The 15,988-nt window shown below is 66.2% G+C and carries 10 protein-coding genes; 7 read left to right on the forward strand and 3 right to left on the reverse strand.

The window, feature by feature from the left end; all coding sequences use genetic code 11:
* Positions 1–7 precede the first annotated feature (7 nt).
* The 3 genes from LX70_RS17920 to LX70_RS17930 all read right to left on the reverse strand — a co-directional run bounded on the left by LX70_RS17920 (position 8) and on the right by LX70_RS17930 (position 6,015).
* Entirely contained in the window at positions 8–1,567 is a 1,560-nt protein-coding gene (locus tag LX70_RS17920) for a phospholipase D family protein (RefSeq protein ID WP_105516166.1), read from the reverse strand.
* Between the two features lie 18 nt (positions 1,568–1,585).
* Positions 1,586–5,110 (reverse strand): DNA polymerase III subunit alpha, encoded by a 3,525-nt coding sequence (dnaE, locus tag LX70_RS17925; RefSeq protein ID WP_105516167.1) that lies wholly within the window; start codon positions 5,108–5,110, stop codon positions 1,586–1,588.
* 86 nt (positions 5,111–5,196) lie between these two features.
* Positions 5,197–6,015 (reverse strand): DUF6544 family protein, encoded by an 819-nt coding sequence (locus tag LX70_RS17930; RefSeq protein ID WP_105516168.1) that lies wholly within the window; start codon positions 6,013–6,015, stop codon positions 5,197–5,199.
* Between the two features lie 270 nt (positions 6,016–6,285).
* On the opposite strand from LX70_RS17930, the gene LX70_RS17935 reads away from it, so the two are divergent.
* Genes LX70_RS17935 through LX70_RS17965 form a run of 7 tightly spaced genes read left to right on the forward strand, consistent with a single transcriptional unit; the run spans position 6,286 to position 15,585 of the window.
* Positions 6,286–7,647 carry a xanthine dehydrogenase small subunit gene (locus LX70_RS17935; protein WP_105516169.1) on the forward strand — a complete coding sequence of 454 codons (1,362 nt, stop codon included), beginning with the start codon at positions 6,286–6,288 and terminating at the stop codon, positions 7,645–7,647.
* Entirely contained in the window at positions 7,644–9,965 is a 2,322-nt protein-coding gene (gene xdhB / locus LX70_RS17940) for a xanthine dehydrogenase molybdopterin binding subunit (RefSeq protein WP_105516170.1), read from the forward strand. Before LX70_RS17935 ends, xdhB begins: the two co-directional genes overlap by 4 nt.
* The gene (gene xdhC / locus LX70_RS17945; protein ID WP_105516171.1) at positions 9,962–10,927 is read left to right on the forward strand and encodes a xanthine dehydrogenase accessory protein XdhC; all 966 of its coding nucleotides are present in this window, start codon (positions 9,962–9,964) and stop codon (positions 10,925–10,927) included. The genes xdhB and xdhC overlap by 4 nt, the downstream gene beginning before the upstream one ends.
* Entirely contained in the window at positions 10,899–12,434 is a 1,536-nt protein-coding gene (locus tag LX70_RS17950; protein WP_105516172.1) for an ABC transporter ATP-binding protein, read from the forward strand. The genes xdhC and LX70_RS17950 overlap by 29 nt, the downstream gene beginning before the upstream one ends.
* Entirely contained in the window at positions 12,421–13,509 is a 1,089-nt protein-coding gene (locus LX70_RS17955) for an ABC transporter permease (protein ID WP_105516173.1), read from the forward strand. Before LX70_RS17950 ends, LX70_RS17955 begins: the two co-directional genes overlap by 14 nt.
* Positions 13,509–14,441: an ABC transporter permease gene (locus LX70_RS17960; protein ID WP_105516174.1), complete on the forward strand. Its 933-nt coding sequence runs from the start codon at positions 13,509–13,511 to the stop codon at positions 14,439–14,441. Before LX70_RS17955 ends, LX70_RS17960 begins: the two co-directional genes overlap by 1 nt.
* A gap of 49 nt (positions 14,442–14,490) precedes the next feature.
* Positions 14,491–15,585, forward strand: coding sequence for a BMP family ABC transporter substrate-binding protein (locus LX70_RS17965; RefSeq protein ID WP_105516175.1), 1,095 nt, complete (start codon positions 14,491–14,493; stop codon positions 15,583–15,585).
* The last annotated feature ends 403 nt before the right edge of the window (positions 15,586–15,988 follow it).

Genomic DNA, 15,988 nt, shown 5'->3' on the forward strand with positions numbered 1-15,988 from the left:
GGGCGCGCTACAGCAGCCACTCCACCGGCAGCCAGCCGATAACGGTGACGATGGCGCGGACGGGGGCGGTGGTGTTCGGCTCAACCGTCGATGTCACCTCGGCCCCGTCGGCATTCCGGCTGGTCCAGACCAGCCCGCCCCCCGCCCCGCGCGTGACCTTCCACGCCAGGCGCGGCAGGCTGGCGTCAAGCCAGTCGGACATGCCGCCCGCGATGGCGGGGCTGTCGATCAGGAACCCCATCTCGCAATTCAGCTGCTTGGATCGCGGATCGAAGTTGAACGACCCGATGAAGGCGCGCTTGCGATCCACCGACAGGCTTTTCGCATGCAGCGCGGCCGTGGACAGTTCGGTGATGCCAAGATCGTTGACCGACTTGCGGTCGCCGCCTTCCGTGCGCAGTTCATACACCCCGATCCCGGCGTCGATAAGCGTGTCGCGATAGCGGGCATATCCGGCATGGACCGGCACCACATCGGTCGCCTCAAGCGCGTTGGTCAGCGTGCGGACCGTCGCGCCGGAGCGGGCGAAGGCAGCCAGGCTGTCGGCCCCCTTCTCACCGGGAATGAAATAGGCCGAGACGAGATCGACCGAGTGTTCCGGCACGCCGATCTCATCCATCAGCTTGCGGATCATCAGGCCCTGGCCATCCACCAGACCCTGCGCCTTGGCGGGGTCGTCGCTGAACAGCTTGGCAGGCACCCATTCGAAGGACAGCGCCCCGTTTTCGATCTGCCCGACCAGCGTCGCATCGCGCGCCGCCGCCGCATAGGCGACGCCCTGGGGGGAGGTCCTGACCACCGCGTCCCGCGCGGCAAGCCGGTCGGCGGCATCGTCCTCTGCCGTGATCAGCATCGCGGCGGGGAAGGCCGAGGCGCTGTTCCAGTAGCGATCGAAATCGACGCCTACATCGGCGGCGGCGGGACCAGCAGCCAGCACGTCGAGATCGAAGTAAAGATGCCCTGCCCCGGTCTCGAAATACACATCGCCGATATTGCGCCCGCCGACGATGGTCACGGCGCCATCCACGGTGAAGCTTTTGTTGTGCATCCGCCGGTTCAGGCGGAAGAAGTCGAAGGCATAGTTCAGAACCCGCGGGCTGCGCATCATGAAGGGGTTGAAATAACGGACCTCCGCCGTGGGCAGCGCGTCAAGCGCGACAAGTTCCTGATCCAGCGCCGGGGTGCCGTTGTCATCGACCAGCAGGCGGACGCGAACGCCCCGGTTGGCGGCGTCCTGAAGCTCTGCCAGCAGGCGGATGCCGGTCAGGTCATCGGCCCAGATGTAATATTGCGCGTCGATCGAGGCCTCGGCCGCGCGGGCAAGGGCGACGCGGGCGGCAAAGGCATCGACGCCGTTGCCCAGCGGATAGATCCCCGAGGTGCCGGGATGTGCGGACGCCAGCGGCAGCACGGCGGCACCAAGGGCGGTCCGGTCGCTGGCGGGGATGGCGCCGCTCGATTGACGCTGGGCGGCGTCGGGCAGCGGATGCAGCAGTCGCAGCGCCAGCAGCCCCAGCAGGACAAGAGGGATCAGGACAAAAAGCGCGCGACCGATCTTTCCAAACATGGCACCACCTTTCGGGGTTCAGATTTCTTCCACCAGAAGCACCCCCGCCATCGCCTTGATCGCGCCCTTGATCTGCGGATTGACGGGGAAATCGGGGCCGGTGGCGACCTCGACCTCTTCGCCCGTCTCGCGATTGGCGATGCAGAACAGGATCGGCCCGCGGGTGCGGATCTTCGCCTCTTCCCGGATGCGGTTCAGCAGCGCCGCGACCGAGGCGACGGCCTGATCGCTGTCGATATGGATGCGCAAGCCAGCGCCGCCCGCATCGGCCACCACGCCTTCCATCGGCGCGGCGGACCGGGCGACGGGGTCGAACTGGCCTTCGTTGAAGCGCGCCTCAAGCGACATGACAACCTGCGGGGTCTGGTCGAAGACCCGGCGGCAGGCGTCGAAATCCTCGGGGAACAGGACAATCCCGGCGACCTGCCCCGAGGGGTCGGAGATGTTCATGCGGAAGAACCGCGTGCCGCGCGCGGATTTGCGTTCCTGAAGGCCGGAGACAAGGACACCGACACGCGCCACCGCCGCCCCGTCGCGTTCCGCCTTTTGTTGCAGATCGGCCAGCGTCATCAACCCCTTGCGCTTCAGCGCGGGGGCGTAGTCGTCCAGCGGGTGACCGGACAGATAGAAGCCGATCGCCTGATGTTCCTGCGCCAGCCGGTCGGCGGGCATCCAGTCATCGCAATTGGCCAGGCGCGGTTCGGGCAGGTCGTCCCCCGCCTCGCCAAAGAGCGACACCTGGGCCGAGGCGCGGCCTTCGTGAATCGCCGCCGAATAGGCCGACAGCGCATCAAGCGCGCCGAAGACGCGGGCGCGGTTGGGGTCGAGTTGATCGAACGCACCGGCGCGGGCCAGCATCTCCAAGGGCCGCTTGCCGATCCGCTTCAGGTCGACGCGGCGGGCGAAGTCGAAGAGTGTCGCAAAGGGCTTGTCGCCCCCCGTCCCGTCGCGGCGCGCCTCGACGATCATCCGCATCGCCTCGACGCCGACGTTCTTCAAGGCGCCCAGCGCATAGACGATCTGCCCGTCCGTCACCGAGAAGGTCGCGAGAGAGCGGTTGACGCAGGGCGGCACGATCCCGATCTCAAGCCCCCGGCGCACCTCCTCGGCATAAATCGCAAGCTTATCAGTCAGATGGATGTCGCAGTTCATCACGCCGGCCATGAATTCGACCGGGTGGTTCGCCTTCAGCCAGGCGGTCTGGTAGCTGACCACGGCATAGGCGGCGGCGTGCGATTTGTTGAAACCGTAGTTGGCGAATTTCTCAAGAAGGTCAAAGACTTCCCCGGCTTTCTTCTTATCGACGCCGTTCGCGGTTGACCCCTCGATGAACTTCGGCCGTTCCTTCGCCATCTCCTCGGCGATCTTCTTGCCCATGGCGCGGCGCAGCAGGTCGGCGCCGCCAAGCGAATAGCCCGCCATGACCTGCGCGATCTGCATCACCTGTTCCTGATAGACGATGATACCTTGCGTTTCTGCAAGGATGTGGTCGATGGAAGGGTGAATGGATTCAAGGTCCTTCACGCCGTTCTTCACGTCACAATAGGTCGGGATGTTCTCCATCGGGCCGGGACGGTAAAGTGCCACCAGCGCCACGATGTCCTCGATACAGGTGGGCTTCATGCGCCGAAGCGCATCCATCATGCCCGAGCTTTCCACCTGGAACACCGCGACCGTCCTGGCGCTGGCGTAAAGGCGATAGGTCGGCTCATCCTCCAACGGGATGGCGTTGATCTGATCCTCCGCGCCCTCCGGTGGAACGTACAGCTCCCGCCCGTCGGCGGCGATGTGCAGATGCCGGCCGCCGCCCCGGATCAGGTCCACGGCGTTCTGGATCACCGTCAGGGTCTTCAGCCCGAGGAAGTCGAACTTCACCAGCCCGGCCTGTTCGACCCATTTCATGTTGAACTGCGTCGCGGGCATGTCGGACCTTGGGTCCTGATAAAGCGGCACAAGCTCATCCAGCGGCCTGTCGCCGATCACCACACCGGCGGCGTGGGTGGAGGCGTTCCTGAGCAACCCTTCGACCTGCTGGCCGTAGTCCAGAAGGCGTTGCACGACCTCTTCGGCCTTCGCGGCTTCGCGCAGGCGGGGTTCGTCGGCCAGCGCCTTTTCGATGGAAACCGGCTTTACCCCTTCGACCGGGATCAGCTTCGACAGCCGGTCGACCTGGCCATAGGGCATCTGCAAGACGCGGCCCACGTCGCGGACGGCGGCCTTGGACAAAAGCGCGCCGAAGGTGATGATCTGGCCGACCTTCTCGCGCCCGTAGCGTTCCTGCACATAGCGGATCACCTCTTCGCGGCGGTCCATGCAGAAGTCGATGTCGAAGTCCGGCATCGAGACCCGTTCGGGGTTCAGGAAGCGTTCGAACAGCAGCGAATAGCGCAAGGGGTCAAGGTCGGTGATGGTCAGCGCATAGGCGACGAGCGAGCCCGCGCCCGACCCCCGCCCCGGCCCCACCGGAATGTCGTGATCCTTGCCCCATTTGATGAAGTCGGCGACGATCAGGAAGTAGCCGGGAAAGCCCATCTGCTCGATGATGCCAAGCTCGAAGTCCAGGCGTTTCTGGTAATCCTCGACACTGACGGCATGGGGGATGACAGCAAGGCGGGCCTGCAAGCCTTCGTTTGCCTGACGGCGCAGTTCCTGCACCTCGTCATCAGCGAAACGCGGCAGGATCGGCTTGCGCTTGTAGACGCCGAAGGTGCAGCGGCGCGCGATTTCTACGGTGTTTTCCAGCGCCTCGGGCAGATCGGCGAACAGCGCCGCCATCTCCTCGGGCGATTTCAGGTAATGCTGCGGCGTCAGGCGGCGGCGGGGTTCCTGCTGGTCGACATAGGCGCCCTCGGCGATGCAGATCAGCGCGTCATGCGCCTCATACATGTCCGGTTTCGGGAAGTAGACGTCATTGGTGGCGACCAGGGGCAGGTTCATCGCATAGGCCATGTCGATATGGCCGCGTTCGGTCGCCTGCTCGGCCTCGGTGTACTGCCCGCCCTCGCCCGGATGGCGTTGCAGTTCGACATAAAGCCGGTCGGGATAGATCGCGGCAAGGCGCAGCATCAGCGCCTCGGCCTTGGCGACCTGACCGGCCTGCAAGAGCCGCCCGATGGGGCCATCCGGCCCGCCGGTCAGGCAGATCAACCCCTCCGCATGGCCCTGAAGCTCATCCACCGTCACATGCGGCAGCGTCCCGTCGCCCCGCAGATAGAGGCAGGTGTTCAGCTTCATCAGGTTCATGTACCCGGCTTCGTCCTGCGCCAGAAGGACGACGGGCGCGGGCGGGCGCGGCTTTTCGCCCTGCTGCGCGGGGTCATAGTCAAGCGAGAGCTGGCAGCCGACGATGGGCTGCACCCCGGCCCCCTTGGCCGAGACCGAAAACTCAAGCCCCGCGAACATGTTGTTGGTGTCGGTGACCGCGATGGCGGGCATGTTCATCTTGTCGCAAAGGCCGGGCAGCTTCTTCAGCCGCACCGCCCCTTCAAGCAGCGAGTATTCGGTATGAACGCGAAGGTGGATGAATCGGGGAGCGGTCGCCATGGAACAGGCGTAGCGCAGCGCGGGCCTCGGGGAAAGGCGGGGCGTGGCGATTTCGGCCGATCATGGCGGGGGACCGCCCGCGCGGCTCAGGGCGCGAGGTGATAGTCGGTCACGCTCAGGCGGCAATAGGGTTCATACCCGTCGGGATAGACATAGCCGATCTCGGCCGAGGCCGGGATACGGCGCGGGCCGATGCGGCGGTAATCCTTGAAATAGCCGCGCCAGGGGCGGCGATGCTCGGTCCCGTCGGGGTCGAGCGCGGGACGCTCCTTCGCCTCCATCTCGACAATGTCCCCCGCTGCGTCGAAGCGGAAGCTGACCCGCGCGGGGCCGGCGGGCGTGGCCATCCGCACCTCGGCGATATTGCGCGCGACAAGGCGCCATTCGAGGTCCGGGTTGCCCAGGATCGCGTCCGGCGCCCAGGGTAGTTCGGCGAGATAGCGGTAAGCCTCCCCCAGCGTCAGCGCAGGGCCAGAGGCCTCGGCCACGCGGATGGAGCCCAGAAGCCGCACCTCAAGCCGCCCTTCGCGCGCGACATAGGCATCAAGGATGCGCAGCTTCGGGAACGGCCCCCAGTCCTGCCGGCCCAGCCAGACGAAACCCGGCGCGCCGAGCGTGATCGCCTGCCAGGCGGCGACCTTTGCGAAGGGTCCGCCCTGTTTCGCCCGCAGCTCTCCCGTCTGGGTCAGGCTGGCGATGCGCAGCTTGGTGCCGCTTTCGGCCCCGCAGCGCACGGCAAATTCCAGCACCGGCTGCGGCAGCCCGGCGATCTTGCGCGGCAGCGGGCCTTCATGCAGCTTCGCCACCAGCCGCACCCCGCGCTTGCGGAACGCGCCGGACACCGCCACCTGCACGGCAAGGGCGATAATCAGGACCAGAAAGACGAAAGCGACGAATATCTGCATCGGGTACTATGCCTGCAAGGGTTTACCCCTTTGGCACCGATCTTACGCGACCTGCGGCGCAATACCAGCCAAGGTTGTTGCATACGGCGCAGAACTGCCTATTTTCGTACCATTTGCGAAGCACTTTCAGCATCCGCCTGAAAGGTAACGCTTGCCATGCGGGGGGCTTCTGGCGCTTCATACCGCAAGGGAGATGGCGCGCGATCCCGCTTTACGCCGCATCGGGCGGGCGCGCAGGGCCATATGAGGAGAAGGCGGCGGGTTCAGTTGATGAACGACATCGCGTTTCTGTTGAACGGAACGCCGGTCCGCGTGTCAGGTGACGACCCGACGCGGACGCTGTTGCAATGGCTGCGCGAGGATCGCGGCCTGACCGGCACCAAGGAAGGCTGCAATGAGGGCGACTGCGGCGCCTGCACTGTCATGGTGACGGACGCGGGCGGAACGCGGGCGCTGAACGCCTGCATCCTTTTCCTGCCGCAGCTTCACGGGCGCGCGGTGCGCACGGTCGAGGGGCTGAGCGGCCCGAAAGGCGAAATGCACCCGGTTCAGGCGGCGATGGTGGACCACCACGGCAGCCAGTGCGGCTTCTGCACACCGGGTTTCGTCATGTCGATGGCGGCGGCACAGGTGAACGGCGCCACGGATCACGACGATTATCTGGCGGGCAACCTTTGCCGTTGCACCGGCTATGCGCCGATCGTGCGCGCGGCGGAGACGGTGGCGGGGACAGAGGCGCCCGGCTGGATGGCCGGGGCGCTGCCCGAGGTGGGCGCGGCGCCATTCGCGCCGACCTCGTCGGATGAACTGGCAGCGTGGTACGCCGCGCATCCCGATGCCACGCTGATCGCGGGTGCGACGGATGTCGGGCTTTGGGTGACCAAGCAGCTTCGCGACCTGCCCAAGGTCGCCTTCCTGCACGCCTGCGCGGATTTGCAGAAGATCGAACGGGACGGCGACAGGCTGCGCATCGGCGCGGGCGTGACCATCGCGGCTTTGCGCAAGGCGGTGGCAGGGACGCATCCCGCCTTCGCCGAACTGCTGCGCCGCTTCGCCTCGGAACAGGTGCGGCAGGCGGCGACCATCGGCGGCAACATCGCCAACGGGTCGCCCATCGGCGACACGCCGCCCGCGCTGATCGCGATGGGGGCGGTGCTGCATCTGCGCAAAGGCGAGACGCGGCGGGATATACCGCTTGAGGATTTCTTCCTCGACTACGGCAAGCAGGACCGCGCAAAGGGGGAGTTTGTCGAGGCGGTGACGATCCCGGCCTCTGCCGCCGGTCTTGCCTGCCATAAGCTGTCGAAAAGGTTTGATCAGGACATTTCCGCCGTCTGCGGATGCTTCGCGATCGGCGTGGAAGGTGGCAAGATCGCAAATGCCCGCATCGCCTTTGGCGGCATGGCGGGCATCCCGAAACGCGCGGCGGCCGTCGAGGCGGCGCTGGTTGGCCGCGACTGGACGCTTGCGACGGTGACCGCCGCCCTGCCCGCCTTTGCGTCGGATTTCGCGCCGATGACGGATATGCGCGCCTCGGCGACCTACCGGCTTGAGGCGGCGCAAAACATGCTGATCCGCTATTTCCATGAACGCGAGGGACAGGCGGTGTCGGTTCTGGAGGTCACGCCATGAGCGTCGCAAAGCCCCTGCCGCATGATTCCGGCCCGCTGCACGTTTCGGGCCGGGCGCGCTATATCGACGACGTGCCGCTGCCCGCGAATACGCTGCACCTTGCCTTCGGCCTCGCGACCGTCGCGCATGGGGAGATTGCGTCGATGGACCTGTCGGCGGTGCGCGCCGCGCCGGGTGTGGTCGCGGTCTGGACCGCCGAAGACCTGCCCTTCGCCAATGATGTGTCCCCCTCCGTCCATGATGAACCGATGCTGGCCACGGGGACGGTGCATTACGTCGGCCAGCCGGTCTTCCTCGTCATCGCGGAAAGCCATCTTCAGGCGCGCAAGGCCGCCCGGCTGGGCAGGATCGACTACCGCGAACGGCCCGCGATCCTGACCGTCGATCAGGCGCTTGCAGCCGACAGCCGTTTCGAAGACGGGCCGGTGATCTGGGAGAAGGGCGCGGCAGAGGCCGCCATCGCCGCCGCGCCGCATGTGATCGAAGGGCGCTTCGACATGGGCGGGCAGGAGCATTTCTATCTGGAGGGTCAGGCCGCCTTCGCGCTTCCCGCCGAGGGGGGCGTGGTGGTGCAATCCTCCACCCAGCACCCGACCGAGATCCAGCACAAGGTGGCCGAGGCGCTTGGGCTTTCGATGAACGCGGTCCGGGTCGAATGCCGCCGCATGGGCGGCGGGTTCGGTGGCAAGGAAAGCCAGGGCAATGCGCTGGCCGTGTCCTGCGGGCTGGTGGCGCATCTGACGGGGCGGCCCGCCAAGATGCGCTATGACCGCGACGACGACATGGTCATCACCGGCAAGCGTCACGATTTCCGTATCGAATACCGCGCGGGGGTCGATGAGACGGGCCGCATCCTTGGTATCAGCTTCCGCCACCTCGTGCGCTGCGGCTGGAGCCAGGACCTGTCGCTGCCGGTCGCGGACCGGGCGATGCTGCATGCGGACAATGCCTATCTTCTGGAAAACGTGCGGATCGAGAGCCACCGGCTGAAGACCAACACCCAGTCCGCCACCGCCTATCGCGGCTTTGGCGGGCCGCAGGGGATGCTGGGGATCGAACGCGCGATGGATCACATCGCGCATGAGCTGGGGCTTGATCCGCTCGCGCTCAGGCGGGCGAATTACTATGCCGAGGCGCCGGGGGCGTCGCCCCCGGACCCCCAGAGTATTTCGACAACGAAGAAGCAGACGACGCCCTATCACATGGAGGTCGAGGATTTCATCCTGCACGCGATCACCGACCGGCTGGAGGCGGCGAGCGATTTCGCCGCGCGGAAGGCGGCGGTGGCGACGTGGAATGCGGGGAATGCGATCCTGAAGAAGGGTATCGCGCTGACGCCGGTGAAGTTCGGCATTTCCTTCACGCTGACGCATTTGAACCAGGCCGGTGCGCTGGTCCATGTCTATCAGGATGGCTCCATCCACCTGAACCACGGCGGGACCGAGATGGGACAGGGACTGTTCCGCAAGGTGGCGCAGGTGGCGGCGTCCTCCTTCGGGGTGGACATTGCGACGGTGGCGATCACGGCCACGGATACCGGCAAGGTGCCGAACACCTCGGCCACGGCGGCCTCCTCCGGGTCGGACCTGAACGGGATGGCGGTGAAGGCCGCCTGCGACACGATCCGGGGGCGGATGGCGGAATTTCTGGCGCGCGAGCATCAGACGATCCCCGCCAAGGTGCATTTCGAGAATGGCCGGGTCTTTGTCGGCGGCGATGAGATCGGCTTTGCCGAGGCGGTAGCGCGTTGCTATGAGGGGCGGGTGAGCCTGTCCTCGACCGGGTTTTACGCCACGCCGAAGGTCAGTTGGGACCGCAAGGCGGGGCGCGGGCGGGCGTTTTACTACTTCGCCTATGGCGCGGCGGTGAGCGAGGTGGTGATCGACACGCTGACCGGGGAAAACCGCATCCTGCGCACCGATATCCTGCATGATTGCGGCGCCTCGCTGAACCCGGCCATCGACATCGGCCAGATCGAGGGCGGTTTCGTGCAGGGCGCGGGCTGGCTGACGACGGAGGAACTGGTCTGGGACGACAGGGGGCGGCTCAGGACCCATGCGCCATCGACCTACAAGATCCCGGCCTGTTCGGACCGGCCGCGCATCTTCAACGTGACGCTGTGGGATGGCGAGAACCGGGAGGAGACGATCTATCGCTCGAAGGCCGTGGGAGAGCCGCCCTTCATGCACGGGATTTCGGTCTTTTCGGCGCTGGGCGCGGCCTGCGCCGCCTGCGGACCGCATTTCCCGGACCTTCAGGCGCCCGCGACAGCCGAGGCGGTTCTGGCCGCCGTGAAGCGCGCAAGGGGGGCCGCATGAGTTTCGACCGCGAGGGCCTGGGACGGCTGGTGGCGGCGCATGGCGCGGTGGTCCGCGTCGTGCTGGCCGGGACCGCCGGATCGGCCCCGCGCGAGGTGGGCGCTGCGATGGTGGTCTGGGCCGGGGGGCAGGACGGCACGATCGGCGGCGGCGCGCTGGAATATGAGGCAGCGGCACGGGCGCGGGCGATGCTGGCCACGGGCGCGGACCGGCTGGACAGGGTGCCGCTTGGGCCGGCGTTGAACCAGTGCTGCGGCGGGGCGGTGGTACTGCTGTCCGAGGTCTGGGACGCGGCGCGGCTGGCGGGGCTCGGCGATATCGTGGCGCGGCCGATGCCGGGCGCCGGGGCCGCGATGCCGCTGAAGGTTGCGAACCGGCTTCGGGCAGCGCGGAACGGGACGCGGCCCGTTATCGCGGAAGCGCTACAGGGCTGGATGATCGAGCCGGTCGCCACCCCGGCGCGCGAGATCTGGATCTGGGGCGCGGGGCATGTGGGGCGGGCGCTGGTGGCGGTTTTGTCCCCCCTGCCCGGCCTGCACCTGACATGGATCGACACCGATGCCGCGCGCTTTCCCGAGGTACCGCAGGGCGTTACCCAAAGGATCGTGGCCAACCCCGCCGATCTGGTGGCGGAAGCCCCGCGCGGGGCGGAGCATCTGGTCCTGACTTTCAGCCACGCGCTTGACCTTGAACTGTGCCACCGCCTGCTGGGCCATGGCTTCGCGCAGCTTGGTCTGATCGGGTCGGACACCAAATGGGCGCGGTTCCGGTCGCGGCTGGCATCCCTTGGCCATCCGCCCGCACAAATTTCGCGCATCCGCTGCCCGATCGGGCAAAAGGGGCTGGGAAAGCATCCGCAGGCGATTGCGGTCGGGGTCGCCTGCGACGTACTGACGACACAAAACAACAAGACCGAAACGGGGAGTGGACACAATGGCGAGGGACGTGCTGCTGGGCCTTGAGGGGATCAGCAAGACCTATCCCGGCGTGAAGGCCAATGACGGCGTGTCGTTTTCCATCGGCGCGGGCGAGGTTCATGCGCTTCTGGGCGAAAACGGCGCGGGCAAGTCCACGCTGGTCAAGATGATCTACGGCCTCGTGAAGCCCGATGAGGGGCGGATGACGCTGCGCGGTCAGCCCTATGCCCCGCCCGAGCCACGCGCGGCACGGGCGGCGGGCGTGGCGATGGTGTTTCAGCATTTCAGCCTTTTCGACGCGCTGAACGTGGCCGAGAACGTGGCCCTTGGCATGGACAATCCGCCCCCGATGCGGGCGCTTGAGGGGCGTATCCGGGAGGTGTCGGAAGGCTATGGCCTGCCGCTTGACCCTGCCCGGCTGGTGGGGGACCTGTCGGCGGGGGAACGGCAGCGGGTGGAAATCATTCGCTGCCTGTTGCAGGACCCGAAACTTCTCATCATGGACGAACCGACAAGCGTTCTGACCCCGCAGGAGGTGGACATCCTGTTCGGCACGCTGCGGCAGTTGGCCGCCGAGGGGACCTCGATCCTCTACATCAGCCACAAGCTTGAGGAGATAAAGGCGCTCTGCGATGAGGCGACGATCCTGCGCCGGGGCAAGGTGGTCGGCACCTGCACCCCGCGCGAAAAATCGGCGCGCGAGATGGCAGAGATGATGGTCGGCGCAACGCTGAACGTGCCGAAGCGGGCGGGGAAGGAGCCGGGGCCGGTCGCGCTGAAGGTACAAGAGCTTTCCGTCGCCTCGCCCTCGGCCTTCGGGACCAGCCTGAAAGGGGTGAATTTCGAGGTCCGGCAGGGTGAGGTTCTGGGTATCGGCGGTGTCGCGGGCAACGGGCAGGATGAATTGCTGCTGGCGCTGTCGGGCGAACTTCGCACGCCCCGCGACACGGTGCAGATCCATGGGCGCGGGATCGGCGACAGCGGGCCGAACGACCGGCGGCGCGATGGCATCTGCGCGGCCCCCGAGGAGCGGCTGGGCCATGCCGCCGCCCCGGACATGAGCCTGACGGAGAACGCGCTTCTGTCGGGCGCCGTGCGGCGCGGGTTGACGAAGCGGGGCTTCATCGACTGGGCCAGGACGCGCGACTTCGCCGAGGATGTGGTCAGGACATTCGACGTGCGCACCCCCGGCATCGGCACGGCGGCCCGCGCGCTTTCGGGCGGCAACCTTCAGAAATTCGTCCTTGGCCGCGAGATCATGCAGGAACCGGAGGTCATCGTCGTCAACCAGCCGACATGGGGCGTGGACGCGGCGGCGGCGGCCTTTATCCGGCAGGCGCTTCTGAACCGCGCCGAGGCGGGGGCGGCGGTTGTCGTCATCAGCCAGGACATCGACGAGATCATGGAGATCGCCGACCGCTTCGCCGCGCTGAACGAAGGGCGCCTGTCCGAGCCGGTGCCGACACAGGGCCTGACCATCGACCAGATCGGGCTGATGCTGGGCGGTGCGCATGGCATGCATCAGGCGGAGGTGTCCCATGTTCACGCTTGAAAAGCGCCCCACCCCGTCAAAGGCCTGGGCCTGGGGAACACCGTTCCTGGCGGTCGCGCTGACCATGGTGGCGGGCGGGCTTCTCTTCGCCGCGCTCGGCAAGGACCCGTTCGCGGTCGTCAGGACGATCTTCTGGGACCCGCTTTTTGGTGAGTTCGCGCGGTATCTGCGGGGGCAATTGCTGGTGAAGGCCGCGCCCCTGACGCTGATCGCGGTGGGCCTTGCGCTGGGCTTCCGGGCGGGGATCTGGAACATCGGGGCAGAGGGGCAATACATCATCGGCGCCATCACGGGCGCGGCCATCGGGCTGGCCGTCTACCCGACCGAAAGCCGCTGGATCTTTCCCTTGATGATCCTTGGCGGGGCTTTCGGCGGCTGGGTCTGGGCGATGATCCCGGCGCTCTTGCGGACGAAGTTCAACACCAATGAAATCCTCGTCTCGCTGATGCTGGTCTATGTGGCCGAAACGATCCTGTCCAAGGCCGCGACCGGCTTTTTGCGCAACCCGGAAGGCATGGGCTTTCCCGGCAGCCGCAGCTTTTCCTCATATGCGGCGGCGGGCAACCCGGAGCTGATCGCGGGGACCGGCCTGCACTGGGGCGTGGTCGCGGCGCTGATCGCGGTGATCTGGGCCTATGTCCTCTTGCAACGCCACCTTCTTGGCTACCAGATCAAGCTGGCCGGACAGGCGCCGCGTGCGGCGCGTTTCGCCGGCGTCAGTGCCGACCGGCTGGTCATGCTCTGCATGGGGATGTCGGGCGCGCTGGCCGGGCTGGCGGGGCTTTTCGAGGTGACGGGACCGGCGGGCCAGATCTCCATCGACTTCAACGTCGGCTATGGCTTTACCGCGATCATCGTGGCCTTCCTCGGGCGGCTGAACCCGTTCGGCATCTTGCTGGCGGCGCTTCTGATGGCGCTGACCTATGTGGGGGGTGAGATGGCGGCGACCAATCTCGGCCTGCCTTCCTCGGCGATCCGGGTGTTTCAGGGTATGCTTCTCTTCTTCCTGCTCGCCGTGGATCTCTTGTCGAACTACCGCATCCGGCTGGCCGGTGCCGCACGGGAGGTGAGGTGATGGATTTCTACGGCATCAACCCGGCGGTCCTTATCGCCTCTCTCATGGTGGCGTCGGTACCGATCATGCTGGCGGCGATCGGCGAGCTGGTGGTGGAGAAGGCGGGCGTCCTGAACCTTGGCGTCGAGGGGATGATGATCATGGGCGCGGTCTGCGGATTCATCACCGCCGTCCATACCGGCAGTCCATGGGCGGGCTTTCTCGGCGGCGCGGCGGGGGCCATGGCGATCAGCCTGATCTTCGCGCTGCTGACGCAGGTCTTTCTGGCCAATCAGGTCGCGACGGGCCTTGCGATGACGCTTTTCGGGCTGGGGCTCTCCAGCCTGATGGGTCAGGGGTATAACGGCATCAAGCCGCCCGCGATGGCCGATGTGCCGCTGGGGCCGCTGGAGGACATCCCGTTCATCGGCCGCGCCTTCCTGTCCCATGACGCGATGGTCTATGTCTCCATCCTGATCGTGGCGGGGGTCTGGGCGGTGCTGAAATACAGCCGCGTGGGGCTGATCCTGCGGGCGGTGGGCGAAAACCACGACGCGGCCCATGCGCTGGGCTACAAGGTGCGCCGCATCCGGGTGCTGGCGATCCTGTTCGGCGCGGCGATGGCGGGGCTTGGCGGCGCCTATGTCAGCCTTGTCCGGGTGCCGCAATGGACCGACGGGATCACGGCGGGCGCGGGCTGGATCGCGCTGGCCATCGTCGTCTTCGCGAGCTGGAAGCCCTGGCGCGTCCTGATCGGCGCCTACCTGTTCGGCGGCATCACCGTTTTGCAGCTGAACCTTCAGGCAGCGGGCGCGCGCATTCCGGTGGAGTACTTGTCGATGTCGCCCTATCTGATAACCATCCTTGTGCTGGTCATCATGTCCTCGGGCAAGGGCCGCGCGGGCCTGAACGCCCCCGCGGCACTCGGGCAGAATTTCCACGCCTCACGCTGAGGCGCAGATCAACCGGGGCAACAAGCCCCATCCAACGGGAGTGTACGGTATGAAAAGAAGAACATTGCTCGCCTCCGCCGCGACGGCGCTGGGGCTGACCCTGTCCGGCACCGCCTGGGCCGAGGGGATGGACAAGGTGAAGGCCTGCTTCGTCTATGTCGGCCCGATCGGCGATGGCGGCTGGACCTATCAGCACGATCAGGGCCGTCTGGCGGTGATCGAGAAGTTCGGCGACAAGGTCGATGCCTCCACCTATCAGGAAAGCGTGCCTGAGGGGGCGGATGCCGAACGGGTGCTGACCCAGATGGCGCTGGGGGGCTGCAACATCATCTTCACCACCTCCTTCGGCTACATGGACGCGACCAATGCCGTCGCCAAGAAGTTCCCGAACGTGAAGTTCGAACACGCCACCGGCTTCAAGCGCGAGGCCCCGAACGTCTCCACCTACAACGCCCGCTTCTACGAAGGCCGCGCGGTGGAAGGGCTGATCGCGGGCCGCATGACCAAGTCGAACAAGATCGGCTATATCGGATCGTTCCCGATCCCCGAAGTGGTGATGGGGATCAACGCCTACTACCTCAACGCCAAGAAGGTGAACCCGGATGTCGAACTGACCGTCGTCTGGGCCTATACCTGGTTCGATCCGGCGAAAGAGGCCGACGCCGCCAAGGCGATGATCGAACAGGGCGTGGACGTGATCGCGAGCCACACCGATTCCACCGCGCCCCTGGCCGAAGCGGCGAAATCGAACGGCGCCGTGATCGGGTTCGGTCAGGCCTCGGACATGGCCGAATACAAGCCGAGCCCGCGCGTGACCTCGATCATCGACAACTGGGGTCCCTATTATATCGACCGCGTCGGTGCGCTTCTGGATGGCACCTATGAGCAGGCCGATGTCTGGGCCGGGATCAAGGGCGGTGAGGTCCTGATCGGCGAGATCACCGAAGCCGTTCCGGCAGAGGTCAAGGCCGAGGCCGAGAAGCTGCGCGACGATATCGCCTCGGGCGCCTATCACCCGTTCACCGGGCCGATCAACAAGCAGGACGGATCGCCCTGGCTGGCCGAGGGGCAGACCGCGCCGGATGGCGATCTTCTGGGCATGAACTTCTATGTCGAGGGCATCAGCGGCGATATTCCGCAATAAGCCCAGGCTGAGCGGACGCCTCCGAACCGGCCCGGAAACGGGCCGGTTTTTTTGTGCCTGGGGCGTGGGGCTGCCTCATCGGCCCTGCGGATTTTGACAACAATGTGGCGATTTTGCCTTATTGTTGCCCCCTGGAGATCAGCGGCGCGCGCAAAACACAGTGCCGCCGCGAACCGGCCAGAAAAATCCGCGCGCCTGAATAACCAAGCGCGCCCGTCAGGCCACGTAAAGTCGCGCCGTTTTCGTTCCTTTACATCAGATTAAGCTGACAATCTTCGCTGGAAAGTCGTCCTGCCTGTCCCTGCCGACAACCCCGACGCGAATACCGGACGCTACGTCATCCTGAAAACGGCTCAACCTGCCTTTTTCGACAATTGCGGCAAGAAAAAGGAAGGGTTAGGTC

It is taken from the genome of Albidovulum denitrificans, assembly GCF_002973535.1.
GTDB classification, from domain to species: Bacteria; Pseudomonadota; Alphaproteobacteria; order Rhodobacterales; family Rhodobacteraceae; genus Albidovulum; species Albidovulum denitrificans.